This window comes from Bacillus badius NBRC 15713, from assembly GCF_001591605.1.
GTDB lineage: Bacteria > Bacillota > Bacilli > Bacillales > Domibacillaceae > Pseudobacillus > Pseudobacillus badius.
In genome coordinates this window covers 13438-37677 of record NZ_BCVF01000029.1, presented here as the reverse complement: position 1 = coordinate 37677, position 24240 = coordinate 13438, and the positions used below count along the sequence as shown (strand labels likewise).

General features: G+C 46.5%; 23 protein-coding genes. 6 read left to right on the top strand and 17 right to left on the bottom strand.

The features are described 5' to 3' along the window. Positions 1-8: 8 nt before the first annotated feature. The 6 genes from BBA02S_RS14175 to BBA02S_RS14150 form a co-directional block, all read right to left on the bottom strand. The gene (locus tag BBA02S_RS14175) at positions 9-647 is read right to left on the bottom strand and encodes a TetR/AcrR family transcriptional regulator (RefSeq protein WP_041113813.1); all 639 of its coding nucleotides are present in this window, start codon (positions 645-647) and stop codon (positions 9-11) included. A gap of 139 nt (positions 648-786) precedes the next feature. Beyond that, positions 787-1926, bottom strand: a complete 1140-nt coding sequence (locus BBA02S_RS14170) for an acyl-CoA dehydrogenase (protein ID WP_041095451.1) — start codon at positions 1924-1926, stop codon at positions 787-789. Between the two features lie 14 nt (positions 1927-1940). After that, positions 1941-3077, bottom strand: a complete 1137-nt coding sequence (locus tag BBA02S_RS14165; RefSeq protein ID WP_041113814.1) for an acyl-CoA dehydrogenase — start codon at positions 3075-3077, stop codon at positions 1941-1943. A 34-nt stretch (positions 3078-3111) separates the two neighbouring features. Beyond that, positions 3112-3963: a 3-hydroxybutyryl-CoA dehydrogenase gene (locus tag BBA02S_RS14160; RefSeq protein WP_041113815.1), complete on the bottom strand. Its 852-nt coding sequence runs from the start codon at positions 3961-3963 to the stop codon at positions 3112-3114. A gap of 144 nt (positions 3964-4107) precedes the next feature. Next, a complete protein-coding gene (locus BBA02S_RS14155; protein WP_041113869.1) occupies positions 4108-5286 on the bottom strand; it encodes an acetyl-CoA C-acetyltransferase in 1179 nt (392 codons plus the stop codon). A 202-nt stretch (positions 5287-5488) separates the two neighbouring features. Further along, positions 5489-7669 carry a (Fe-S)-binding protein gene (locus BBA02S_RS14150; RefSeq protein WP_082040231.1) on the bottom strand — a complete coding sequence of 727 codons (2181 nt, stop codon included), beginning with the start codon at positions 7667-7669 and terminating at the stop codon, positions 5489-5491. A gap of 217 nt (positions 7670-7886) precedes the next feature. Here BBA02S_RS14150 and BBA02S_RS14145 point away from each other — a divergent pair, with 217 nt between their 5' ends. After that, positions 7887-9074 carry a phospholipase D-like domain-containing protein gene (locus BBA02S_RS14145; protein WP_041113871.1) on the top strand — a complete coding sequence of 396 codons (1188 nt, stop codon included), beginning with the start codon at positions 7887-7889 and terminating at the stop codon, positions 9072-9074. A gap of 134 nt (positions 9075-9208) precedes the next feature. On the opposite strand, the gene argS is transcribed toward BBA02S_RS14145, so the two are convergent. Both argS and BBA02S_RS14135 read right to left on the bottom strand, forming a co-directional pair. Beyond that, a complete protein-coding gene (gene argS / locus BBA02S_RS14140) occupies positions 9209-10879 on the bottom strand; it encodes an arginine--tRNA ligase (RefSeq protein ID WP_041095456.1) in 1671 nt (556 codons plus the stop codon). A 68-nt stretch (positions 10880-10947) separates the two neighbouring features. Further along, on the bottom strand, positions 10948-11391 hold the full coding sequence (locus tag BBA02S_RS14135) for a YwiB family protein (protein WP_231557182.1): 444 nt from the start codon (positions 11389-11391) through the stop codon (positions 10948-10950). 126 nt (positions 11392-11517) lie between these two features. Between BBA02S_RS14135 and BBA02S_RS14130 the strand changes: the two genes are divergently transcribed. After that, complete coding sequence (locus BBA02S_RS14130) at positions 11518-11889, top strand: hypothetical protein (protein WP_052475000.1); 372 nt, start codon at positions 11518-11520, stop codon at positions 11887-11889. 55 nt (positions 11890-11944) lie between these two features. Here the strand turns inward: BBA02S_RS14130 and speB are convergent, their stop codons facing one another. Both speB and speE read right to left on the bottom strand, forming a co-directional pair. Next, positions 11945-12832, bottom strand: a complete 888-nt coding sequence (gene speB, locus BBA02S_RS14125) for an agmatinase (RefSeq protein WP_041113816.1) — start codon at positions 12830-12832, stop codon at positions 11945-11947. Positions 12833-12864: 32 nt separating this feature from the next. Further along, on the bottom strand, positions 12865-13695 hold the full coding sequence (gene speE, locus BBA02S_RS14120) for a spermidine synthase (protein WP_041095460.1): 831 nt from the start codon (positions 13693-13695) through the stop codon (positions 12865-12867). A gap of 191 nt (positions 13696-13886) precedes the next feature. On the opposite strand from speE, the gene BBA02S_RS14115 reads away from it, so the two are divergent. Then, positions 13887-15941 (top strand): transglycosylase domain-containing protein, encoded by a 2055-nt coding sequence (locus BBA02S_RS14115; RefSeq protein WP_041095462.1) that lies wholly within the window; start codon positions 13887-13889, stop codon positions 15939-15941. Between the two features lie 358 nt (positions 15942-16299). On the opposite strand, the gene BBA02S_RS14110 is transcribed toward BBA02S_RS14115, so the two are convergent. Beyond that, complete coding sequence (locus BBA02S_RS14110; RefSeq protein ID WP_041095464.1) at positions 16300-16806, bottom strand: YwhD family protein; 507 nt, start codon at positions 16804-16806, stop codon at positions 16300-16302. Positions 16807-16833: 27 nt separating this feature from the next. Next, positions 16834-17478, bottom strand: coding sequence for a site-2 protease family protein (locus tag BBA02S_RS14105; RefSeq protein WP_041095466.1), 645 nt, complete (start codon positions 17476-17478; stop codon positions 16834-16836). A gap of 93 nt (positions 17479-17571) precedes the next feature. On the opposite strand from BBA02S_RS14105, the gene BBA02S_RS14100 reads away from it, so the two are divergent. Continuing rightward, positions 17572-17790 carry a 2-hydroxymuconate tautomerase gene (locus BBA02S_RS14100; RefSeq protein WP_255211758.1) on the top strand — a complete coding sequence of 73 codons (219 nt, stop codon included), beginning with the start codon at positions 17572-17574 and terminating at the stop codon, positions 17788-17790. 154 nt (positions 17791-17944) lie between these two features. Here BBA02S_RS14100 and BBA02S_RS14095 read toward each other — a convergent pair whose 3' ends face one another. The 3 genes from BBA02S_RS14095 to BBA02S_RS14085 form a co-directional block, all read right to left on the bottom strand. Beyond that, positions 17945-18448: a YwgA family protein gene (locus BBA02S_RS14095; RefSeq protein WP_041095470.1), complete on the bottom strand. Its 504-nt coding sequence runs from the start codon at positions 18446-18448 to the stop codon at positions 17945-17947. Positions 18449-18481: 33 nt separating this feature from the next. Beyond that, positions 18482-19780 (bottom strand): HD domain-containing protein, encoded by a 1299-nt coding sequence (locus tag BBA02S_RS14090; RefSeq protein WP_041095472.1) that lies wholly within the window; start codon positions 19778-19780, stop codon positions 18482-18484. A 230-nt stretch (positions 19781-20010) separates the two neighbouring features. After that, positions 20011-20235, bottom strand: a complete 225-nt coding sequence (locus BBA02S_RS14085) for a YuzB family protein (protein ID WP_041095474.1) — start codon at positions 20233-20235, stop codon at positions 20011-20013. Positions 20236-20453: 218 nt separating this feature from the next. Between BBA02S_RS14085 and BBA02S_RS14080 the strand changes: the two genes are divergently transcribed. Beyond that, complete coding sequence (locus tag BBA02S_RS14080) at positions 20454-21146, top strand: RsfA family transcriptional regulator (protein WP_041095476.1); 693 nt, start codon at positions 20454-20456, stop codon at positions 21144-21146. A gap of 35 nt (positions 21147-21181) precedes the next feature. On the opposite strand, the gene lipL is transcribed toward BBA02S_RS14080, so the two are convergent. Both lipL and pta read right to left on the bottom strand, forming a co-directional pair. Beyond that, positions 21182-22027 carry an octanoyl-[GcvH]:protein N-octanoyltransferase gene (gene lipL, locus BBA02S_RS14075; RefSeq protein ID WP_041113817.1) on the bottom strand — a complete coding sequence of 282 codons (846 nt, stop codon included), beginning with the start codon at positions 22025-22027 and terminating at the stop codon, positions 21182-21184. A 197-nt stretch (positions 22028-22224) separates the two neighbouring features. Further along, positions 22225-23199, bottom strand: a complete 975-nt coding sequence (gene pta, locus BBA02S_RS14070) for a phosphate acetyltransferase (RefSeq protein WP_041113818.1) — start codon at positions 23197-23199, stop codon at positions 22225-22227. A gap of 192 nt (positions 23200-23391) precedes the next feature. Here pta and hemQ point away from each other — a divergent pair, with 192 nt between their 5' ends. After that, positions 23392-24138, top strand: coding sequence for a hydrogen peroxide-dependent heme synthase (gene hemQ, locus BBA02S_RS14065; RefSeq protein WP_041095483.1), 747 nt, complete (start codon positions 23392-23394; stop codon positions 24136-24138). Positions 24139-24240: the final 102 nt, after the last annotated feature.

The following is a 24240-nucleotide window of genomic DNA, read 5'->3' as shown; positions in this document are numbered from 1 at the left end:
TTTCCCCCTTATTGTTTTGCTTTATAGCCGTTAATGCCTGAAAACAATAAATCCGTCTGTAAATCTATATAGTCATCAATTGAAAATTCTTTTTGCAGCGCCCAGCGCCGGAAGCCCCACATTTGCCCCTGCACGAAAATATCCTGGGCGAGCATATGAATCTTGCGCTCTTCCATCTCCAGCTCTCCATTTTCTACACAGCGGCGAATCAGCCTCTCAAACATGCCGACCATATCCATTTCTTTCTTCAGCACATACGGCAGCGCGTCCTTGGAAAGAGATTTCGCTTCCTGATACATGACAAGCACTTCATCCTGCATGTCATCGACGACTTTAAAATAATACCCAATCCCCAGCTTCAGGCTTTCTAGTGTTCCCGCCTCTAAATCTATTCGCTGCAAACGGTCTTTTACTTGATCGTAAATGCTGTCGCAAACAAGATAGAGAACATCCTCTTTTGTCCGGATATATTCATAGAGCGTGCCGATGCTGAAACCAGCCGCTTTCGCAATCTCTCGCGTTGTCGTACGGTGGAACCCTTTTTGTTTAAAAAGATGAACGGCTCCCTTAATCATTTCTGATCGTCTTTTTTCAATCAGCTGTTCGTCTTTTACTGATGCGTGTACTTTTCTTTTGCCCGCGTGCAATGTTATCAACCGCCTTTAATAAATACCTAAACGAGAGCAGCAGAGCGGCACTTCCCTCTGTCTGCTCCCTGATTTATTTTTTATTGCATTCATCCTGCTGTTTCACATTATAACTGATTTTATCGGTTCCGGGCTTTGATTATTTCGTCAGCATCCTTGAAATGACTAACCTTTGTATTTCCTGTGTGCCTTCATAAATTTGGGTGATTTTTGCATCACGCATATAACGCTCAACCGGGTAATCCTTCGTATAGCCGTAGCCGCCGAAGATCTGTACGGCTTCTGTCGTCACCTTCATGGCCGTGTCGCCAGCCATCAGCTTCGACATCGCCGACTCTTTTCCGTACGGCAGGTTATTAGATTCAAGCCAGGCTGCCTGATAAGTAAGCAGACGGGAAGCTTCAACAGCTGTCGCCATATCGGCAATCTTAAAGGAAATACCTTGGTTGGCAGCGATCGGCTTGCCAAATTGCTTGCGCTCCTTGGCGTATTCAATTGCCGCGTCCAGCGCTCCTTGAGCAATTCCCACCGCCTGCGCTGCGATGCCATTGCGGCCGCCGTCCAGCGTCATCATGGCAATTTTAAATCCATCGCCCTCTGATCCAAGCATATTTTCCTTTGGCACACGGCAATCTTCAAAAATGATTTCTGTTGTCGGCGAGGAACGAATCCCCAGCTTCTTTTCTTTTTTGCCGACAGAAAAGCCGGGAAAGTCCTTTTCTACAATGAAGGCCGTTGTGCCCCGCTGTTTTGAAGCCGGGTCTGTCAAAGCAAACACAATATAGATATCAGCGATGCCGCCGTTCGTAATAAAAATTTTCGAGCCGTTCAAGATATACTCGCCGCCTTCTAAACGGGCAGTTGTTTTCATGCCGCCAGCGTCTGAACCGGATCCGGGCTCTGTTAATCCATAAGCGCCGATCTTTTCCCCTTGCGCCATCGGCTTTAAGTACTTCTGCTTTTGCTCTTCCGTCCCGAACTTATAAACCGGCCAGCCAGCCAAAGAGGTGTGGGCGGAAAGCGTAACGCCTGTAGAGGCGCAGACTCTTGATAACTCCTCTACAGCAATACAATAAGCCAAATAGTCGCTGCCGATGCCGCCGTATTCCTCCGGCCATGGAATGCCGGTTAACCCGAGTTCTGCCATTTTGTGAAAAAGCTCCATATCAAATCGCTCTTCTTCATCACGCTCCGCCGCTGTCGGCTCTACTTCATTCTTGGCAAAATCCCTCACCATTTTGCGAATCATTTCATGTTCTTCTGTCAATTGGAAGTTCATTTTATTCCCCGCCTTTATTTGATTAACTGCTTGCTAATGACCATTCTTTGGATTTCGCTGGTGCCTTCGTAAATTTCCGTCACTTTTGCATCTCTGAAAAACCGTTCTACTGCATATTCTTTCGTATAGCCATATCCGCCGTGCACTTGAACCGCCTCAATGGCAACCTCAACGGCTGTTTTTGAAGCATACAATTTAGCCATGGATGCTTCTTTGCCGCAAGGAAGGCCTTTCGCCCGCAAGTCGGCCGCCCGGTAAACGAGCAGCTTGGCCGCTTCTACACTTGTGGCCATATCCGCAAGCTTGAAAGCGAGCCCTTGCTGAGCGGCAATTGGCTTGCCGAACTGTTTTCGTTCCTTTGCGTATTGCGCAGCGGCCTCCAATGCTGCTTCAGCGATCCCCAACGCCTGCGCAGCAATGCCAATGCGGCCTACATCAAGGTTAGCCATCGCAATTTTAAACCCTTCTCCTTCTCTTCCAAGCAGCTGGTCTTGCGGCACTTTCATATCCTCGAATGTCAACTGGACGGTCCGAGAACCGTAAAGCCCCATTTTATGTTCGTCTTTGCCGATCATCAGCCCCGGCGTGTCTTTTTCCACAATAAAAGCCGAGACGCCTTTCGAGCCTGCCGCCGGGTTAGTTGAAGCAAAGACAATATATGTATCTGCTTCTCCCCCGTTTGTAATAAACACTTTTGAACCATTTATCGTATAATAATCCCCTTGTTTGACCGCTTTTGTTTTCAAGTTAGCTGCATCAGAGCCTGCTCCCGGCTCTGTTAAACAAAAGGCTCCCAAATATTCCCCTGATGCTAATTTGGGCACATACTTGCGCTTTTGCTCCTCGGTGCCAAAGTACAGAATTGGATTTGTTCCAACAGATGTGTGAACGGATAAAATGACCCCAATCGTGGCACTGACCTTTGACAGCTCATTAATCGCAATAATATATGAAGGAAAATCCATTTCACTGCCGCCATATTGCTCAGGCACGGTAATTCCCATTAGTCCTAATTCAGCCATTTTCGCAATCAACTCACGAGGAAATTCTCCCATTTCCATTCTCTCGACAAACGGGGCGATTTCGCTTTCCGCAAAATCTCTGACCATTTTCCTCATCATCTGCTGCTCTTCTGAAAATCGCAATTCCATATCTTTTTCCTCCTGTTGTTTAAGGTTGAGCGTTTTAATCGTATGTGTAGAAGCCGCGTCCTGTCTTCTTGCCGAGCCAGCCAGCCTTCACGTACTTGCGAAGCAGCGGGCAGGGACGGTATTTATCGTCGCCAAAACCGTCGTGAAGCGTTTCCATGATATACAGGCAGGTATCAAGTCCGATAAAGTCAGCCAGCGTCAGCGGTCCCATCGGATGATTCATGCCAAGTTTCATCACTTCATCTATCGCTTCTTTCGTTGCTACCCCTTCGTAAAGCGTATAAATGGCCTCGTTGATCATTGGCATTAATATTCTGTTAGCTACAAAGCCTGGAAAATCATTGACCTCAACGGGCACTTTGGACAGCTTTGTTGTGATTTCCTCGATCGTTTCATACACTTCATCTGCTGTGGCAAGTCCCCGAATGATTTCAACAAGCCTCATGACCGGCACCGGGTTCATAAAATGCATACCAATCACCCGCTCCGGACGATCAGTAGCTGCGGCGATCTCTGTAATGGGCAGTGAGGACGTATTTGTTGCCAAAATCGTATGCGCCGGCGTAATTTTATCTAAATGGGAAAAGATTTTGCATTTCACATCCATATTTTCCACCGCTGCTTCAATCACTAAATCGACATCCTGCGCATCCTGCAAGTCCGTCGATTTCGAGATTCTTCCCGTAATTTCGGCTTTTTCCCCGCTTGTCATCCGTTCCTTTTGAACTTGGCGAGACAGGTTTTTCTCGATCATGCTGAGCCCGCGCTCCACAAACTCTGTTTTCAAGTCATTTAACACGACTTCATAACCGGCATGGGCGCAAACTTGGGCGATGCCCGATCCCATTTGCCCGGCTCCAATCACCATCAGCTTCTTTACTTCCATTGCTTCATTTCCCCTCCCGTTTTATGATTGGTACGCACGGTCTTGCCCCTCGAGGTCAAATAACCTTGGCCCTTGAAGCCACACAACGGCTTCTTTGGCCTAAGGATATTTGCCGGTCGGGGCATGACAGTCGGCTCCGCTTTTCTATACTTCAATCATGATGGCGTCGCCTTGGCCGCTTCCGCTGCAGATGGCTGCAATGCCAATGCCGCCGCCTCTTCTTTTGAGTTCATAGGCGAGCGTAAGAATAATTCTCGCTCCGCTTGCGCCAATCGGGTGGCCGAGCGCGATGGCCCCACCATTCACGTTCACTTTTTCAGGGTCTAGATCAGCAATTTTCCCGCTTGCAAGAGCAACTGCCGCAAAGGCTTCATTCACTTCAAAAAGATCAATCTCATTTAAGGATTTGCCTGTCTTTTTAAGAATCTCATTAATGACAAGTCCCGGCGTTTGCGGAAACTTGCTCGCTTCTACCGCTACCTCAGCATGGCCAATCACGGCAGCCAGCGGCTGTTTGCCTTCTTTCTCAGCCCTCTCATCACTCATCAGAACGAGCGCGCCGGCTCCATCGTTAATGCCGGGCGCATTGCCGGCTGTAATCGTGCCGTCTTTTCCAAATGCCGGACGCAGCTTTGCCAGCACTTCTTTTCTCGTATCTTTACGGGGAGCTTCGTCCTGCTCGATTCTTACAGGGTCTCCTTTTCTTTGCGGCACTTCCACCGCGACAATTTCCTCTGCCAAGCGGCCGGACTCGATAGCTGCAATTGCTCTTTCATGACTGCGCACCGCCCATTCATCCTGCTCTTCTCTTGACAGGCCAAATTCTTCAGCTGTATCATTCCCGTAATTTCCCATATGAACACCGGTAAAACTGCAGGATAATCCGTCGTGAACCATCAGATCGACCATAGGCGCATCTCCCATGCGCATGCCCCAGCGGCCTTTAGGCAAAGCATAAGGTGTGTTGGACATTGATTCCATGCCTCCAGCCACGATCACTTCTTCATCGCCTGCGCGGATAATTTGATCAGCGAGCGTTACGCTTCGCAGCCCGGATGCGCATACTTTGTTGATTGTTTCTGTTTTTACGTTCCAGGGAATCCCCGCTTCCCTCGCTGCCTGTCTGGAAGGAATTTGGCCTTGTCCTGCCTGGAGCACATTGCCAAAGATGACTTCATCGACTTGATCTGGGCTCACCCCGGCACGTTTTAACGCTTCCTTAATGGCTATCCCCCCAAGCTGGGAGGCGGACAGCGCGCTTAATCCTCCGCCAAATTTTCCAAAAGGCGTGCGGGCCCCATCAATTATCACTGTTTTTACCATCATTCATTTCCCCCTTCGTTCATTTTTCAGAAAACGCTTACACCTTTGACTGAACGCTCGCTCGAAAATTAACTATAAGAAAAGGGAGATCCTCCCTTTTTTCTCTATCTTTTATTTTAAAGGAATGGCGCTAAAAATCAAACGAAAATAATGAACATTCAAAAAAATAAGAGAGCGAGAGAGGAAGACCCTCTCTGCTCGATTACGCTTCCGGCTGTGCATCGGCAGCTGTTTCAGCAACAACGGCTTTGCGCTGCTCTTTCGCTTGTTCATCTTCAGGAACCTCTTCAAGCTTCTGCGGACCGATTACGGCTTTCTCCAGCAATTCGGCTACATCGTAAGTAGCAACAGCTTCCTCCACTTCCTTCGCCTTTGTACCGTCTGAAAGCATCGTCAGGCAATACGGACAGCCTGAGCTGATCACTGATGGATTGACAGCCAGTGCCTGTTCTGTACGGGCTACGTTAATGCGGTGTCCCGTATCTTCTTCCATCCACATCAATCCGCCTCCCGCACCACAGCACATCCCGTCTTGTCGATTCCGTGTCATTTCTACAAGCTTCACTCCCGGAATGGCTTTTAAAATCTCACGCGGCGGATCATATACGTCATTGTAGCGGCCCAGGTAGCAGGAATCGTGGAAGGTGATTGTTTCATTTACCGCATGCTGCGGCTTCAAGCGCCCTTCTCTCACAAGCTGGGCAAGCAATTCAGTATGATGGCAGACTTCAGCCGTAAAGCCCATGGCCGGGTATTCGTTTTTAAAGATGTTATAAGCATGGGGGTCAATCGTTACAATTTTCTTCACATCATTTTTCTCAAATTCGGCAATATTTGCGGACGCCAGCTCCTGGAATAAAAACTCATTCCCGAGGCGGCGCGGTGTATCGCCGGAATTTTTTTCTTTATTGCCAAGGATGGCAAATTTCACGTCTGCTTCATTTAACAATTTGGCAAAAGCCAGCGCAATTTTTTGGCTGCGGTTATCGAAAGCTCCCATGGAACCAACCCATAGCAGATACTCAAACTCTTCGCCCGCTTTTTTCAATTCTTTCACGGTTGGCACGCGGACGTCCTCCCGCAAATCACGCCAGTTTTCTTTCTCCTTCCGGTTCAAGCCCCACGGATTGCCTTGGCGTTCAATGCTCTGCATGGCCCGCTGAGCTTCCGGGTCCATTTTTCCTTCTGTTAAAACAAGGTAACGGCGCAAGTCAATAATTTTATCAACGTGTTCGTTCATCACCGGGCACTGATCTTCACAATTGCGGCAGGTGGTGCAAGCCCAGATCTCTTCTTCGGTGATCACATCGCCAATCAAGCTTGGGCTGTACATAGCGGCAGCCGCTTCCTCCCCGCCGGCGAGCGCCAGCTGGTTGCCTTGCGTATTGGAAAACGCAAATGCCGGCACCCACGGCTGTTTGGACGTCACCGCCGCCCCTGTATTGGTTAAATGGTCGCGCAATTTCACAATTAAATCCATCGGCGACAGCATTTTTCCAGTCCCAGTAGCCGGACACATATTGGTACAGCGCCCGCACTCGACGCACGCATAAAAATCAATCATCTGGAGCTGGTTAAAATCGCGAATATTCCCTACACCGAATGATTCCTGTGTTTCATCTTCAAAGTCAATCGGCTTCAATGTCCCCGGACGATCCAGCCGGTGAAAATACGTATTGACCGGCCCGAAAATCAAATGGGCATGCTTTGATTGCGGCACATATACGAGGAACGTGAGCAGCACGAGCAAATGCACCCACCAAGAAACATAGAACAAAGCAATGGCCGCCTTCGTGCCGATTCCTGATAATAGAACCGCAACAGCTGAGGCGATTGGCTCAATGCCCGTCCAGTGGACATCGGCTCCCTCATGCCAAATTAAATCCAGGCCGTTTCCTATCAGCACAGACAGCATCAGCAGGCCGATAAAGATAAGGACGAGACCGTTTTTCCAGCCGCGCTTTAAGCGAACCAGCTTCTCAACATAGCGGCGGTGAAATGCCCATACAACCGCCACCAGAATCATCAATGTAACAAGCTCTTGGAAAAACTTAAATCCCCCGTACAGCGGTCCGAGGGGCAAATGGGCTCCCGGTACAATGCCTTTAATAATAAAGTCAATCGCGCCAAGCTGCACAAGCAGGAAGCCATAAAAAAACATGACATGAATGGCGCCGCTCTTTTTGTCCTTCAAGAGCTTTTTCTGCCCGAAAACAAATACCCAAATTTTCTCCAACCGCTGCTTCACATCGTTGTCAAACTCTTGCTTCTTGCCCAACTTGATGTATTCAAAACGGGTTTTTAGTAAATAAACGAATAAATACGCTCCGTAAGCGATTACACAAATTGTTGCAATAAGATTGATCCATAACAATCCGTTCATGACCTGCTCTCCCTTCCAGAAAAAATACGCCGACCTTTCCCCTTTGTAAAAACAATACAACTATTCAGAATGTTTATATCTTTATTATATTATGAATGAGCATTCAGTCAACCCATAATTAAAAATATTTTTCATCATTTCTTAGAAAGGTCTTCTTTCTTTTTGGGAAGCCTAGAAGTAACGCTGCTTTCTTAGAGGAGGAAAGAAATTGAAGAAGATGCTTTTCTGGCTCGCTTGTTTCGTTTCATGGCTGGGGCTGGATCTTTACTTGGGGCAAAAACAGGCAAAAAAACAAGCTCCGAAGCGAACATATCCAAAAAGAAAAGGCACGATTGATTTTATCTGCAGCGGCCCTGAATTTTTCCGGCAATTTTTTCTTGATATAAGGAGCGCCCGCAAGCGTATATACTGCCTTTTTTATATTATACGAGACGACCGGATAACCGGGGAATTTTTTCATCTGCTGAAAGAAAAGGCACGCAGCGGCGTTGATGTCTGCTTGCTGATGGATTGGCAAGGAAGCTCAAAAATTAAAAAACACCATCTCAACAGCTTAAAGCAGGCAGGTGTGCGAGTCGGATGTTCTAGAAAGCCGCGTCTTCCTTATTTCTTTTTTTCCCTGCAACAGAGGAATCATCGAAAAATTACTGTGATCGACAGCAACATTGCCTACCTCGGCGGCTTTAATATGGGCCTGGAATACATGGGAGAGAGCGACAACCCCAACTTGTCTCCGTGGCGCGACTATCACCTGCGCTTATCGGGACCGAGTGCGATCGATTTAGAATCAGAGTTTATAGCTGACTGGAATGAGGAAAATCAGCCTTACTTACAGCCGCATGAGCAAGCAGAAGACAACGGAAGCGGGATCGAGCATGTGATCGTGCCTTCGGGAAGCGGAAACCTGGAAGAGAAATTAATCGGATTGGTGCGCAGCGCCAAACGATCTATCTTCATTGGAACCCCGTATTTCGTCCCGTCTGCGCTTGTCTTCCACGAACTGATTGGTGCGCTGGCGCGCGGTGTTCATGTGACAGTGCTTATCCCTAAACACGAAGATCATCCGTTTGTGCAAGAAGCAGCCCGCCCCTTTTTAAAAGAGATGATGCGCTTTCCAACTGCCCGGATTCAATCGTTTACCAATGGATTTTATCACGCGAAGATTATTATTTTTGACGAAGAAGTATGCGATATTGGCACAGCGAATTTTGATGCCCGCAGCCAGCGCATTAACTTCGAGTGCAATTGCTTTATTTACAGCCAGGATTTTATTAAGCAAATTCGCCCTTTTATTGAGAAAGATCTTTGTGATAGTGAAACGCTTGCCGCAGCAGACCTATCTGTCCATTCTATCGGCGGAAAAGCAAAAACGAAAGCCGCCTATTTATTGAAGGACTTTTTATAACGATAGACTCTGTGACTGTTCCTAGAAAAGCAAAAGGCGGCTTTTTACAAGGACAGCTGCAGAAAAATCAGCCGCACTCTTTAACGGATTCCATCAAAAAAAGCTTGCACCGAAACGGGCAAGCTTTTTTGCATTTACATTTTTTCTGGTGCAGACACGCCGATCAGCTGTAAAGCGTTTTTCAGCGTAATTTGCACAGCTTTCACTAAAGCAAGACGAGCTTCCGACAACGGCTGGTTGCTGGCGTCTAATACTTTTTCAGCATTGTAGAAGCTGTGGAACGCAGCGGACAGCTCTTGGATATAATTAGCAATGCGGTGCGGAATGCGCTTTTCCGCAGCTTCAGCGACTACTTGAGGGAAATCGCCAATTTTCTTTAACAGGTCAATTTCTTTCTCTGCACCGATCAGTGATAGGTCGGCTTCTTTGTTCATCGTCATTCCCTGCTCTTCTCCCTGGCGCAAAATGCTGCTGATGCGCGCATGAGCGTATTGAGCATAATACACTGGATTTTCGTTTGATTCAGATACAGCAAGGTCAAGGTCAAAGTCCATATGAGTATCGCCGCTTCTCATAGCAAAGAAATAGCGTACAGCGTCTAATCCGACTTCTTCCACAAGCTCCCGCATCGTCACTGCTTTTCCAGTCCGCTTGCTCATTTTCATTTTTTCGCCGTTTTTATAGAGATGAACGAGCTGAATCACTTCTACCTCCAAATTAGCCGGATGATAGCCGAGTGCTTCCACTGCCGCTTTCATCCGCGGAATATATCCATGATGGTCGGCTCCCCAAATATTAATCACCTTTTCATAGCCGCGTTCAAATTTGTCCTTGTGATAGGCGATATCTGGCGTTAAATATGTGTAGGTGCCGTCATTTTTCACGAGTACGCGATCTTTGTCGTCCCCGAATGCTGTCGAACGGAACCAAACAGCCCCGCCTTCTTCGTAAATATGACCTTTTTCGCGCAAAGCAGCCAGTGCTTCATCAATTTTGCCGTTTTGATAAAGAGAGGTTTCAGAGTACCAAACATCGAACGGAACGCGGAAGTTCTCCAAATCTTTCTTCAGCTTCTCCATTTCGTATTTAAGACCATATTCTCTGAATGCGTCATAGCGTTCTTTCTCCGGCATTCCGGCGAATTTATCGCCGAATTCCTCCGCTAATTTCCGGCCGATTCCGACAATGTCCTGACCGTGATAACCATCCTCTGGCATTTCCTTGTCCTGGCCGAGCGCTTGAAAATAGCGGGCTTCGACAGATAGGGCCAAGTTATGGATTTGGTTGCCGGCGTCGTTAATATAATATTCTCTTGTGACATCGTAGCCGGCTTTTTCAAGCACATTGCACAAAGAATCGCCCACAGAGGCTCCCCGGGCATGGCCAAGATGCAAATCTCCCGTTGGATTCGCAGAAACAAATTCCACCTGGATTTTTTGGCTGTTGCCGAAATTGGTTTTTCCGTAATCCGCGCCTTCTGCAAGAACAACCGGGATCAAATCTGTTAAATAAGCATTATTCATGTAAAAGTTAATAAAACCGGGACCGGCAATTTCGATTTTTTCAATGGACGCTTTGGAATGATCAAAATGGGCGATCATTTCTTCAGCAATCGTACGCGGAGCTTTCTTTGCCACACGGGCCAGCTGCATCGCCATGTTCGTCGAGTAATCGCCGTGCGCCTTTTCTTTCGGCGCCTCAAGCACAACGGCCGGGATCTCTTCTTCTTGAGCCAGCCCGGCTTTCAATACAGCCGCCTTCACTTCCTCCTTTAATTGCTCTTGTACCTTCTCTGCCACATTCATCTCGATATACCTCCTCATTATTGTTCAACAGGTAAAGGGTTGGGGGCTGTCCTCCCCGGATCAACTCTTTATGTACTTTTAAATAGTAAATCTAATGTATAGCTGCCGACTGCCGTGCCTTGCATAAGCAAATGGTAGTCGAGCTGGAGCCTTCCTTCAAGCCGGGATTCATTGTATGCGCGGCTATGCAGCAGCTTGCTTGTTCGCGTGGACATGGCCAATGTACCGTGCGGGCTGGTATAGGAGCCATTCATTTGCTCCTTCTCATGAAAAGGCAGCCTCATATTCACGGCACCGCTGCGCAAAATAACGGCGCTTTGATCAGAAAACTTCACGACCGTTTGAATCGTGCCCTCTTCTTGAACTTCATTATATTTCAGAAAAAAAGAACCGTTCTTTTCTTGAAACTCTCCGGAGAGCATCAGTTCAAACACTTCCTTCTCTCCTTCATGTTCAATGCTGGTGGTTAAGTGGATATTGACAGGAACAGATGCTTGCAGATGATGGGCCAAGCTGTTCACATCCTTTTAAAATTTCTTCTCTATAACTTATTAAGTATAAAAATGTTTATTTAAAAATGCAATGGACATCCCCGAAATTTCAGCGGCGCAGGATTAAAAGGAGACAATCGGTGGTATATGAATAAAAAAGGAATGGGAGCTGTTAACATGGAAGAAGTGAAAAGAATGTATTATGTGGACCCTGCCAGTAAAGAAGTGCTGCCAACAGCCGCTAGTGAAGGCAATTTCCGCATAGAAGCGACCGATCAAGAGGCGGCCTTTATCAGAAGAGTGTTTCAAGAGGAATATGACGCCGAACTAGAAACGTTTGTCCGCGCGCATGTTCCCTATCTTGATTATTCCTATAAAGAAAAAAATGATCACTATGACCGGGCCCTTATCGCTATTTACGGGCTGATTTATGAATTTGGAGATGAAAAAGCGAGACGCCACATTGACGAAATGGGCATTTTAGACGAATACCGTCTCAATAATCAAAAGGATTTTTAAATGAGGCTGATCATAAGGAAGGCACCCGGCAGCGATCGTTGCCGAGTGCCTTTTATTATTTACCCTGATTGACTAGTCCCCATCCAAGCAGCATTTCGCGAATCAGCTTGGAGGCGGTATTGGCCGTTTGTTCAGAAGAATCATAGATCGGAGCCACTTCTACAAGGTCGCCGCCGACCACATTCACTTCTGAATGAGCAATGGCATGAATAGCAGCCAGCAGTTCCTTGGATGTGATTCCGCCGGCATCTACGGTTCCCGTACCGGGCGCATGAGCCGGATCCAGCACATCAATATCAATTGTCACGTATACTGGACGGCCGGCAAGCTGAGGCAAAATTTCTTTCAACGGTTCAAGCACTTCAAATTTGGAAATGTGCATGCCATTTTCTTTTGCCCATTGGAATTCTTCCTTCATGCCTGAACGGATACCAAATGAATAAACATTTTCAGGGCCAATCAGTTCAGCAATTTTCCTGATCGGGGTAGAGTGAGAAAGCGGTTCACCCTCATATTCCGTCCGGAGATCTGTATGAGCATCCATATGGATGATCGCCAAGCCGGGATATTTTTTCGCCACGGCTTTCATGACCGGCCAGGAAACAAGGTGTTCGCCGCCCATGCCAAGCGGAAATTTGCCAGCAGCCAGCAGCCCGTCTATATAGTTTTCAATCAACTCTAGGCTTTTGGCTGCATTGCCGAATGGAAGCGGGATATCACCAGCATCAAAATAGCTGATTTCTTCAAGCTCCCGGTCTAAATAGGGGCTGTATTCCTCCAAACCGATCGACACTTCCCGAATTCGTCCCGGACCAAAGCGGGAGCCTGGGCGGTAGCTGACGGTCCAATCCATCGGCATGCCGTATAGCACCACGCGGCTATTCTCGTAGTCTTGCTGGGCACCGATAAAAATATTGCCTGAATACGCTTCATCAAAACGCATAACCTTCCCACCTTTTTATCAAAAGTCACCGTTTACTCGGTTAAATCTTTTACGAATTTCGGCAAGACGAAAGCGGCTTTATGAAGCTCTTTCGTATAATACTTCGTCTCGATTTCATGGAATTGCTCATCGCTTACTTCCAGCGGGTCATATTTTTTAGAACCGATGGTAAAAGTCCACATACCGCTTGGGTACGTTGGAATATTAGCTGTATATAAGCGGGTGATCGGGAAGATTTCCTTCACATCACGCTGCACCTCACGGATTAAATCCGCTTTAAACCAAGGGTTGTCTGTTTGGGCAACGAAAATGCCATCTTCTTTTAAAGCTTTTGAAATGCCTGCATAAAAGCCCTTCGTAAACAAGTTCGCTGCCGGGCCGACAGGTTCTGTAGAGTCAACCATAATGACGTCATACTCATTTTCGCTTTTGGCAATGTGCATAAAACCGTCATCCACGCGCACGTCTACGCGCTCGTTGTCTAGTTCTCCTGCAATTTCCGGAAGGAATTTCTTTGAGTACTCGATGACCTTTCCATCGATATCAACGAGCGTCGCTTTTTTCACTTTCGGGTGCTTAAGCACTTCACGGATGACCCCGCCATCGCCGCCGCCGACAACTAAGATATTTTCCGGATTTGGATGAGTAAATAGCGGCACGTGTGCGACCATTTCATGATAAACAAATTCATCCTTTTGCGAAGTCATGACCATGCCGTCTAAAAACAGCATGTTTCCCCATTCTTCGGTCTCTGCCATTTCTAAATATTGAAAATCTGTTTGCTCTGTATGAAGCGTACGCTTAATTTTCATTGTAATTCCAAAGTGATCTGTCTGCTTTTCTGTATACCACAGTCCGCTCATTTCATCTCTTCCTTTCCGCAAATGAATCTTTCCAATTGCACTGAAAAAAGTATAGTGGAATCCACCAAAAATTCAAGTTATTTTTTTTATTTAAGCAGGCTTTCATGAAAATTTTCCTTTCTTATGTTTAAAAAGAAGGATTTTTTTTCATACTATTCATAATTATTCTTTGTTAAGGCAGGTAACCTCATATGACAGTCATTACCCTGTCAGGCTATCGTAAAACAGTTAAATGGGTGCGCGCAGTATTGTTTCTCGGTTTTTTTGCTGTTGCGGGCCTATTGCTGTTGATCGGAGCCGGATTTTTATACATGAAACTATTAGGCGAACCGGAAGTTGCTGTCCCGCAATCGACCCTTTACTTGGCAGCGGATGGCCAAGTGATCGGTGAAAGCCATGCCAGCGAAAAACGGTATTGGGTTGATCTGGATGAAATTTCCCCCTATCTTGTGCAAGCGACGATTGCCGTGGAGGATAAGAAATTTTTCAAGCATCACGGCTTTGATTTTAAACGGATGGCAGGAGCAGCTGTCGCCGACATCAAGGCGATGGCAAAGGTGCAGGGAGCCAGCACCATTACCCAGCAATATGCCCGCAACCTGTATCTTTCCCATGATAAAACGTGGAAGCGCAAATTATCTGAAGCCGTCTATACCGCGCGAATTGAGATGAATTATACGAAGGAGCAGATTTTGGAAGGTTATTTAAATACCATCTACTATGGACATGGCGCCTACGGCATTGAGGCTGCCAGCCAATTCTACTTCGGCAAAAGCGCAAAAAGCTTAAGCTTGTCCGAAGCCAGCATACTGGCCGGCATTCCAAAAGGACCTTCCATTTATTCTCCCCTTGCTTCGCTTCCTAAGGCGAAGGAACGGCAGAAAGTCATTCTGGCGGAGATGGAAAAAAGCGATGCGATCACCCCTGAACAACGTGAGCAAGCGCTGGCTGACCGTGTTCATATTACCGGCGAGCATTTGCACACAGACTCAGATACCGCTCCTTACTTTCGGCAGGCCGTCCAGCAGGTGCTCGCCGATAAGCTCGGCTTAGATGAACAAACCATCGCCCTCGGCGGCCTTCGTGTCTATACGACGTTAAACCGGGAGCACCAAGCCATTGCTGAAAAAACAATAAAAAAAGTAATTGCCGAAGACTCGGACATACAGCCAGCCTTCGTCTCCATTGAACCAAAAACACATTTTGTTACCGCTCTTGCCGGCGGAAAGGATTTTGCCACCAGCCCCTACAACCGTGCTGTTCAAGCAGTCCGGCAGCCAGGATCGACGTTTAAGCCGTTTTTATATTATGCGGCGCTTGAAAACGGTTATACGCCGGCTACACAGTTAACGAGCGAAAAAACGGCTTTTCGGTACGACAATGGCCAAAAGGTCTATGAGCCGAGCAACTTTAACCACCGCTATGCAAATGGCAGCGTAACAATGGAGCAAGCACTGGCTGTCTCCGACAACATTTATGCCGTGAAGACAAACTTGTTTTTAAAGCCGGAAACGCTTGTGCAAACCGCGGAACGCTTCGGCATTTCCACCCCGTTAAAGCCGCTGCCCTCCTTGGCGCTCGGCACATCCGGAGTCCGCGTGCTGGAGATGGTCAATGCTTATGCCACCATAGCAAATGGCGGAAAATATGAAGAACCGGTATTTATCCAGCGAGTAGAAACGGCAGACGGAGAAGTCATTTATGAACACGAGCCGGACAAAAAGCAGCGACTGGATAAAAAACAAGCCGCTGTGCTCACCCATATGATGACTGGCATGTTTGATGAAAATTTAAGCAGTTATGCGAATGTCACAGGCGCTTCGCTCACTCGGAAAATAACCCGCCCGTATGCCGGTAAATCAGGATCGACAGCCTACGATTACTGGATGATCGGGTTTACTCCTCAGCTTGCTGCCGGTATCTGGACGGGATATGATGACGGCAGAAAGATTGTGAAAGCAGAAGATAAGCATTATGCAAAAGACATTTGGCTCGGATTCATGGAAGGGAGCCATCGCGGCAAGCCAGTCAAGAAATTCCAAAAGCCTAAAGGCGTAATAGCTGTGGATATTAATCCGGAGAACGGCAAGGTTGCCAGCAGCGATTGCCCGGTCACCCGAACGATGTACTTTGTCAAAGGAACAGAACCGGAGGAATACTGTACAGACCACTTGCCGAAAAAGAAAAAAGAGAAAGAGGATCAAAAAGAAGAAGGCTGGCTGCAGCGCTTGTTTCCGCTTTTTTAGACAAATGTTTTGCCATAAAAATATATTTTGGCTCACTTGCCGAATTTCTGCTCGAAAAATAGCATGGTGCTTCTTTGCAAATAAAAGACATCATCCGACACGGCCATTGAGAGAAGCTTTAGACAAAAAAGACTATTCTCTGCCGTATTTAGACAAGCTGTCGAATCACCGTTCTGCCAGACAGAAAAAAGGACATGACAAAGCCCCGGTTGTGCGATCCGGGGCTTTGTCATGTCCTAGTTTATGCAATTTATGCATTACATTAAGTGTACTTTCTTTCTAGTTATTGGGCAAGATGGGAATATCATTTTCAAACAACGTTCAAACATTGTTCACCAAAAAGGGAATAAAAGGATAATCAGTCCTCTAGACCTTCTTTTAGCTCGGCTGAAGAATTTGCCCACATCGTTTCATTATGATTTTTCAGAAAAGCTTTTAGCACTTTTTTGGAGTAGCCGTCCATATGATCGACAATTATATGGCCCTTCAACGATTTATCCATCCGGTTCACATGTTCTGGCAGCGACTTGTAGCCACGGCGCTTTTCTCTGTTTACCGTTAGTTCACAGGCTGTCACTCCTGTATAAAACGGGCCTTGCTCTCCTTGGTCCACCGTCACCCATACGAGCCAATACGGCTTGGCACCTTCTGGAACTTCTTCTTTATTGGGAAGAAACTTGATGCCCTTCTCGACAGCGCTGCGGGCATGCATTGCCCCTACATCGATGAAGGCTTCCCCTTCTTCTACATCGATAAAAACCGGGGAGACATTCTCGAGGGACAGAGCGCCTTTTCCAAAGCCTTTATGACCGTCTGTCGGATCGTTTTTAATAATATTAAAGCCAACCTTTTTCTTTTTCTCCATAAGACCTTCTCCTTTCCTTCAATCGTATTAACCAAACAATAACATAAACATCGTGTTAAAGCCTTGAATAATGGACGGCAGAACAAAGCTGAAAATCGGCTGGATCGTATATTGGTAAAGCGGTGTAATAACTATAATCAGAAAGATAAGCGTGCCATATTGCTCATACTGGGTTAATTTTGCCCGGACAGACGGAGAGACGACATCCTCAATAATCCGGTAACCGTCCAGCGGCGGCAGCGGCAGCAGGTTAAACACAAATAAAACGACGTTCAGCCAGACCATCATGTTGAGCAAGTCAACAAAGAACGGCGGCACTCCTGTCCGCACTGAAAAGAACAAAATCGCATATGCAATGGCCGCAATTAAAAAGTTGCTCAGCGGACCAGCCAGCGAAACAAATATCCCCGCCAGACGAGGGTTTTGGAAGTTTCGGCGGTCAACCGGCACCGGACGCGCCCAGCCAAACCCGGCAATTAAGATGAGGATCGTGCCTATGGGGTCCAAGTGATGGACAGGGTTCAGCGTCAAGCGCCCTTGGCTCTTCGCCGTATCATCTCCAAATTTATAGGCTACATATGCGTGGGCGAACTCATGGATGGTGAACGCCACGATGAGAGTAATAATAACAAACGGCAACTCTGGCAATGAAAATGCTAAAAATCGGTCCAAATGCTAAACCCCTTTATTTTATATTAGTAAAGATTTTCTCCTTTGCTCTATTGCTTGTGCCCCTTGAAAAGCATACAATTTGTTTATATCGTGATTGAAACATATTGGAAGGGGTCAAGACATATGCCTTATGTAACTGTAAAAATGCTGGAAGGCCGCACAGAAGAACAAAAAAAAGCACTCGCTGAAAAAGTAACAGCTGCGGTAGCTGAAACAACTGGCGCTCCTGCTGAAAAAGTGGTTGTTTTCATTGAAGAAATGTCCAAAAACCACTATGCGGTGGCCGGTAAACGATTAAGCGACGAAGATTAATTGCCGGTAAAACCCGCTGGAAGGCGGGTTTTTCTATCCAGCTGCAGCGCCTTGCTCCTCTAGTCAAATAGCCTTCCCGGCACGAAGCCAAAAAACGGCTTCTGGCCGGGAAGAACATTTGCTCGCCGGAGCATAACAGGCGCTTCCGCTTTTCTTATTGCAGGTTGTTTTTTAATTTTTCAATGTATGTGTAGGCTTCTTGAATTTCTTCTTCGGTGTAGCGTTGTTTTCTTTTCAAGGTAAAGATTTTTTCAGCTACTTCTTCTTTGGTGAGCGTATCGAAGTATAAAACGGTGGATACGAGTTCAAGAAAGCGGGCGCTTTGGTTATTCATTTCTGCCACCGTTTCGCGCAAACAAGGTATGTCTACAGCCGCGTGCTCCAGAAACGCTTCTCCTTCTGTTGTCAGCGTATAACGGTATTGGTAGTACCCGCCCTTTTTTTCGCGCACTTCATCAATAAATTCCATGTTGCACAGCTCTTCCACGCGCAGCGTCAATTCTTCTGAATAGGGGCCGTAAAAATGGAATTCAAACTTTTCCTGGAAGGGAAATGATATTTTCTTCGCAATATAAATCATTTTCTGCAGTTTTTTCCGCCCGATGACTTCTCCGCAGGCCGCAAAGACCCCCATTAATTTCGCATGCTCTTTCAACAAATTTTCTCAACTCCCACTGTATCATTCCCGGCGTCAAATTTCTAAAATCGATCGAATCTGCCGCTTAATATTGCGCTTGGATGAATCATCAGTCAATAAATCGGCAGGAAAATATAATTTATGGTCTGTTCTTCTTTTACCCGAAATGGCATCCACAATGTCGGACTCGCGTGACAGTTCGCGCAGTTCACCCGTGTTCATCAATAAATAGATCGGCAGCCGTTCTTCTTCTTCTCCCGGCCGATAGAAATCATACGGAAGGTCGGATGAAGAGTCAAATACAAGATAATATTCCGGATCAATGCCGGCTTTTTTAAATAACGCTTCTAATTCACTGTGTTTGCGGTACTCCTTCGCAGGATCAAATTCTACATACTTAAATAAGTCACGATTAACAAACCGGCGGCATAAATCACTTAGTACAGGATCTTTTTCTTCCTGCCACACTTGAAAGTAATACAGCATAACAGCTTCATCGAGTTTTAAATAGTCTGCAAGAATGTATTTCTCTTGAAAAATAGAGTAAAAGTGCAGAGGCGGGTATGTAAATGGGTAATTTTGCTGATTCAGCTCTTTCGCCCGGTGAAGTATTTTAGTCAGCAGGACTTCCGCACTCCTTGTGACCGGATGAAAATACACTTGCCAATACATTTGATAGCGGCTCATGATATAGTCTTCCACTGCGTGCATCCCGCTTTGCTTAAAGACGACTTGATCCTCTCGCGGACGCATGACGCGCAGCAAGCGCTCCATATCAAAATGCCCGTAGCTGACCCCTGTAAAATAAGCATCCCGCTGCAAATAATCCATTCGATCGGCATCAATCTGGCTTGAAATCAAACTGACGACGAGCTTATTTTCATGAGTTTTGCCGATCACCTCGGCGACCTGCTTCGGAAAACCTTTGTGAACCTTTGACAACACGGCGTTTATTTCTGTTTCTCCCAGAATAATTTCTTTTGTAAACGCTTCATGATCAAGGTGGAATACCTTTTCAAACGAATGTGAAAACGGCCCGTGCCCCACATCATGCAAAAGAGCCGCGCATAGCGAGAGCAGGCGGTCCTCCTTGTTCCATTCCGGCCGCTCAGCGAACACATCATCTACGATGCGCCTGACAATTTCATATACGCCCAATGAATGCGTGAAGCGGCTGTGCTCTGCCCCGTGAAATGTTAAATAGGTGGTTCCGAGCTGGCGAATTCGCCGCAGGCGCTGGAACTCCTTCGTGCCAATCAAATCCCAAATCACTAAATCACGAACATGAATGTATCGGTGAACAGGATCTTTAAATACCTTTTCTTCCTTCAGCTTGCTGTTTGAGTATTCCATTTTGCCCCCCCATTCGTGCTTATTCATCTATTTAATTATAACGGAAAAATTATGAAGATAGGAGGAAGAAACCGTCCTTCCTCCGCATATAGTGAAATAAAGGGGGAGTTCTATATTCTCTTTATAAAATACCGGCAGGAAGCCAAATTCATAGAATGACTGGCTATTTCTGCAGCCGGCTTTCTTAAACAAAAAATCACCTTATCCTATTTCCGGCAGGTGATTCATCTTTATCTCTTTAGCTTCTTCTTTACTTTTTCCATCAATTCTTCTTCTGTCAAAGCAGCAACCGGCCGGTTATTGACGAAAGTAAATGTTTTTTTGCGGCCAGGTCCGCAGTAAGACTGGCAGGCCACGTCAATTTTTGCTTCCGGATCAACATCCTTTAGCCTTGGCACTAGAGTTTTCAAGTTAACTGCTTGGCAGTCATCACAAACTCGAAATTCGTTTGCCATCTATATACAATCCTTTCTTAAATAAGGTTGAACTAAACGGTATTTTACCTCGAAAAAAAGCTGTTGGCAAGCACCTCACTCACAAGCAGGGCGTCCGTGTGCCGGTTAGACAGGGAAACTAGCAGAAAAAAATTATTTTTTCATATTGGTATAAATCTAACGTATTTGGATCATCCTGTCAGTAATTAAACTTTTACTAAAACAAGGAGATGATTAGAATGAAAAACAGACAAGATGCATGGTCAGAAGAAAACGACCTGCTGCTCGCGGAAACCGTATTGCGCCATGTGCGTGAAGGAAGCACACAATTGAATGCGTTTGAAGAGGTTGGGGACAAATTAAACCGGACATCTGCTGCCTGCGGGTTCCGCTGGAATGCAGTCGTGCGCCATCAATATGAAAAAGCGCTTGCCCTCGCCAAAAAACAGCGCAAGCAACGGAACCGTCTGCTTGGAAAAGAGCAGGGCGGCAAAAAAAAGCTGCTATATCAGCCTCCGGTTCCTTCTATAGAAGAAGTAGAAGCCATGTCTTTGCCGCTTCCGAATGATATCGAAGTGGAAACAGAACAAGTGCCGCAAATGTCGCTCGTTTCCGTTCATGAAGACATGTCGATCGAAAAAGTCATTGCTTTTTTGCAGACTCTTTCCAGCTCTACTTACCAGTCAGACCGTCTGAAACAAGAGAATGCAAGATTAAAGCAGGAAATAGATCAATTAGCCAAGGAAAAAGCTTCCTTGGAGGAAGCAGTCCGCGAGCTGGAGCAAAATTCAGTGACGATGCAGGAAGACTATGAAACATTAATAAAAATCATGAACCGTGCTAGAAAGCTCGTTCTCTTTGATGAAGAAGAGCCTAGCCCTACCGCTTTTAAAATGGATCGCAACGGCAACTTGGAAAAACTCGCTGAATAAAGCTTAGTGTAAATACAAAGCCTTATCTGCCCTCTTTAAGACTCTGCAGATAAGGCTTTTTCATTGCGCTCGGTCACACGCTGCAAGTATCCCTGGTAGAGATCCATCTCTTCTCCTTGCAACGAACTGGCGTATAGGCGGCCGGCATGCTGGTGAATCGTCTGTAAAAATCTCATCATTACATCTTGTATAGTGAGCTCGCAGCCTAGCAATTCAGATAAAGAGGCCATCACTTCCGGACGAATATCGGGATACTCCCATTTTGTTTTTTCTGCTTTTTTGGCAATCTCATAAAAACGGCGGATGAGCGCTGCCCTGTCCGAACCGCTGCCGCTTACGCATAAGTAAATTTGCACCGCTACCCCGCGGCGAATCCGGCGCTGGGAAATACCGGCAAACTTTTTTCCTCCAATGCTTAAATCATAACTGCCGGGACAATAAGAGCCGACAACCTCATAAGCCTCTATGTCCACCGGAAAGTCAGCAAACATTTCCTTAATCAGCAAAAACATCGCTTCATACCCGCGGTCAATGTCAATTCCCTTTTCCGTGTCAGGAAAGATAAGCGACAAATTCAGCACGCCTTCGTCAAGAACGACCGCCAGCCCCCCTGAATTACGGACAATGACGGTGAACCCTTCCTCCTGCAAGAACGCTGCTCCTTCCTGTAAAAAAGGAAGCTTTGTATCTTGTATGCCGAGTACGATTGTTTGATGATGGACCCATGCCCGGACAGTTGACGGGCTGATGCCGGCTCCGACAGCCGTGCATAATGTATCATCGGCCGCAAAGGATTGAAGGGCGCCAAACATCGGTCCCAGACTGGACTGGTCAATCAAGCGCCACTCGGGCTGCTTTAATAATTGTAGCGATTCATTCATCGTTCGTTCTTCCTCTCGATCATTAACATTAAAAAACCCAGGCTATTGACAAATATCTCGCTGCCTTGGCCGCCGCAAGCGGCGCGCCTTAGAAAGACAAGTATTTTCAATCAGCCTGGCATTAGAAAACAGTCGTTATCTGCAGGCCATTGCCGGTCTTATTCCACTTTAGCGGGAACAAACAGGCCTTGCAACCGCTATTTCAACGATTGAGCCGCTGTAATGAGCGCCAGCTTATAGACATCTTCTTCGCTGCAGCCGCGGGACAAGTCGTTCACCGGAGCATTTAACCCCTGCAGAATAGGTCCGACAGCTTCGAAGTTGCCAAGCCGCTGGGCAATTTTGTAGCCAATATTCCCTGCTTCCAGCCCTGGAAAGATAAACACATTTGCATCTCCCTGAATAATGGAATCAGGCGCCTTCTTCTTAGCGACAGCTGGAACAAAGGCGGCATCAAATTGAAATTCTCCATCAATAGCCAGACCCGGTGCTCTTTCTTTGGCGATCCGAAGCGCCTCGGCTACCTTTTCCGTCTCCGGGGACTTGGCGGACCCTTTTGTCGAGAAGCTCAGCATCGCTATGCGCGGCTCGATATCAAACATTTCTGCCGTCTTTGCACTCTCAATAGCAATTTCTGCCAAATCATTGCTGTCAGGAGCGATATTAATCGCGCAATCAGCAAAAACATACTTCTCTTCTCCCCGCACCATGATAAACACGCCGGACGTCTTTTGGACGCCCTGCTTGGTTTTGATGATTTGCAAGGCTGGACGGACAGTATCAGCGGTCGAATGGGCTGCTCCGCTTACGAGCCCCTCAGCATATCCCTTATAGACAAGCATGGTGCCGAAATAGTTTTCATCCATCAGAATGTTCCTTGCTTCTTCCTCTGTAGCTTTGCCTTTACGCCGTTCCACAAATGATTGAACCAATTCATCTAAACGGGCGTCGCTTGCCGGGTCGACAATTTCTACTCCTTCGAGTTCCACCTGCAGCTGAGAAGCTTTCTGATATACTTCTTCGTTATGACCAATAATGACGGGAGTTAATAACTTCTCTTGTGCTAAACGGCCGGCAGCCGCTAAAATCCGCTCGTCAAGCCCTTCCGGAAATACAATCTTGACTTGTTGGCCGGAAAGCTTGTTTTTTAAAGCTGTAAATAAATCACTCATGCCATTTCCTCCTTGTCTCTTCTTATACTCAGCATACCGCCTGTCAGGATGATTTTAAATAATAAAATGGATCTTTCTTCATCATTCCCTTCTGCCGCCGCGTTCACACACCCGTCAAAGCACTTTTATGGATTGCTGCTAGATGTATGTTATATTAATAACTGACAACATTTACATAGGGAGTGGATCGCAATGAGTGAAGCAGCAAAAACAATTGATGGCTGGTATTGCCTTCATGATTTTCGCCTGATTGATTGGACAGCTTGGAAGATGCTTTCAAGTGATGAACGCCAAACGGCTATTTATGAATTCCAGCAGTTTCTCAATAAATTAAACACCGTTCATGAAGCCAAGGAAGGCAGCCATGCATTTTACAGCATTGTTGGCCAAAAAGCAGACTTTATGCTGATGATCCTCCGTCCGACAATGGAAGAATTGAATGTAGTGGAAACAGAATTCAATAAGCTGAAAATTGCCGACTACACCATCCCAGGCTATTCTTACGTATCAGTTGTTGAATTGAGCAATTACTTAGCTGGTGATGAAGACCCGTATGAAAACCCGCAAATCCGTGCCCGTCTGTATCCTGAGCTGCCAAAAGCGAAGCATGTTTGCTTTTATCCGATGGATAAGCGCCGCCAAGGCGAAGACAACTGGTACATGCTTCCAATGGAAGAGCGCGGCAAGCTGATGCGCAGCCATGGCATGATTGGCCGCCAATATGCCGGCATAGTCAAACAAATCATTACCGGTTCTGTCGGCTTTGACGATTATGAGTGGGGCGTGACCCTGTTTGCTGATGACGTTCTTCAATTCAAAAAGCTCGTATATGAGATGCGCTTTGATGAAGTGAGTGCCCGTTACGGCGAATTCGGCGCTTTCTTCGTCGGCAACCTGCTTGATGATTCCAAGCTGGAACAGATGCTGCAAATTAACTGAGATATTTTTCATCTATAGCTGATGATGAACGGTTTGAAAGCCTTTCCTGTTTTTTAGGAAAGGCTTTTTCTTTTGTCATGAAACATAAATTTTCACATACAT

Excerpts from the sequence above, each read along its gene's own strand:
- BBA02S_RS14170 (WP_041095451.1), bottom strand. The coding sequence starts at position 1,926 with ATGAACTTCCAATTGACAGAAGAACATGAAATGATTCGCAAAATGGTG.
- BBA02S_RS14165 (WP_041113814.1), bottom strand. The coding sequence starts at position 3,077 with ATGGAATTGCGATTTTCAGAAGAGCAGCAGATGATGAGGAAAATGGTC.
- BBA02S_RS14160 (WP_041113815.1), bottom strand. The coding sequence starts at position 3,963 with ATGGAAGTAAAGAAGCTGATGGTGATTGGAGCCGGGCAAATGGGATCG.
- BBA02S_RS14155 (WP_041113869.1), bottom strand. The coding sequence starts at position 5,286 with ATGGTAAAAACAGTGATAATTGATGGGGCCCGCACGCCTTTTGGAAAA.
- BBA02S_RS14150 (WP_082040231.1), bottom strand. The coding sequence starts at position 7,669 with ATGAACGGATTGTTATGGATCAATCTTATTGCAACAATTTGTGTAATC.
- BBA02S_RS14145 (WP_041113871.1), top strand. The coding sequence starts at position 7,887 with ATGCTTTTCTGGCTCGCTTGTTTCGTTTCATGGCTGGGGCTGGATCTT.
- argS (WP_041095456.1), bottom strand. The coding sequence starts at position 10,879 with ATGAATGTGGCAGAGAAGGTACAAGAGCAATTAAAGGAGGAAGTGAAG.
- BBA02S_RS14130 (WP_052475000.1), top strand. The coding sequence starts at position 11,518 with ATGAATAAAAAAGGAATGGGAGCTGTTAACATGGAAGAAGTGAAAAGA.
- speB (WP_041113816.1), bottom strand. The coding sequence starts at position 12,832 with ATGCGTTTTGATGAAGCGTATTCAGGCAATATTTTTATCGGTGCCCAG.
- speE (WP_041095460.1), bottom strand. The coding sequence starts at position 13,695 with ATGAGCGGACTGTGGTATACAGAAAAGCAGACAGATCACTTTGGAATT.
- BBA02S_RS14115 (WP_041095462.1), top strand. The coding sequence starts at position 13,887 with ATGACAGTCATTACCCTGTCAGGCTATCGTAAAACAGTTAAATGGGTG.
- BBA02S_RS14110 (WP_041095464.1), bottom strand. The coding sequence starts at position 16,806 with ATGGAGAAAAAGAAAAAGGTTGGCTTTAATATTATTAAAAACGATCCG.
- BBA02S_RS14090 (WP_041095472.1), bottom strand. The coding sequence starts at position 19,780 with ATGGAATACTCAAACAGCAAGCTGAAGGAAGAAAAGGTATTTAAAGAT.
- BBA02S_RS14085 (WP_041095474.1), bottom strand. The coding sequence starts at position 20,235 with ATGGCAAACGAATTTCGAGTTTGTGATGACTGCCAAGCAGTTAACTTG.
- BBA02S_RS14080 (WP_041095476.1), top strand. The coding sequence starts at position 20,454 with ATGAAAAACAGACAAGATGCATGGTCAGAAGAAAACGACCTGCTGCTC.
- lipL (WP_041113817.1), bottom strand. The coding sequence starts at position 22,027 with ATGAATGAATCGCTACAATTATTAAAGCAGCCCGAGTGGCGCTTGATT.
- pta (WP_041113818.1), bottom strand. The coding sequence starts at position 23,199 with ATGAGTGATTTATTTACAGCTTTAAAAAACAAGCTTTCCGGCCAACAA.
- hemQ (WP_041095483.1), top strand. The coding sequence starts at position 23,392 with ATGAGTGAAGCAGCAAAAACAATTGATGGCTGGTATTGCCTTCATGAT.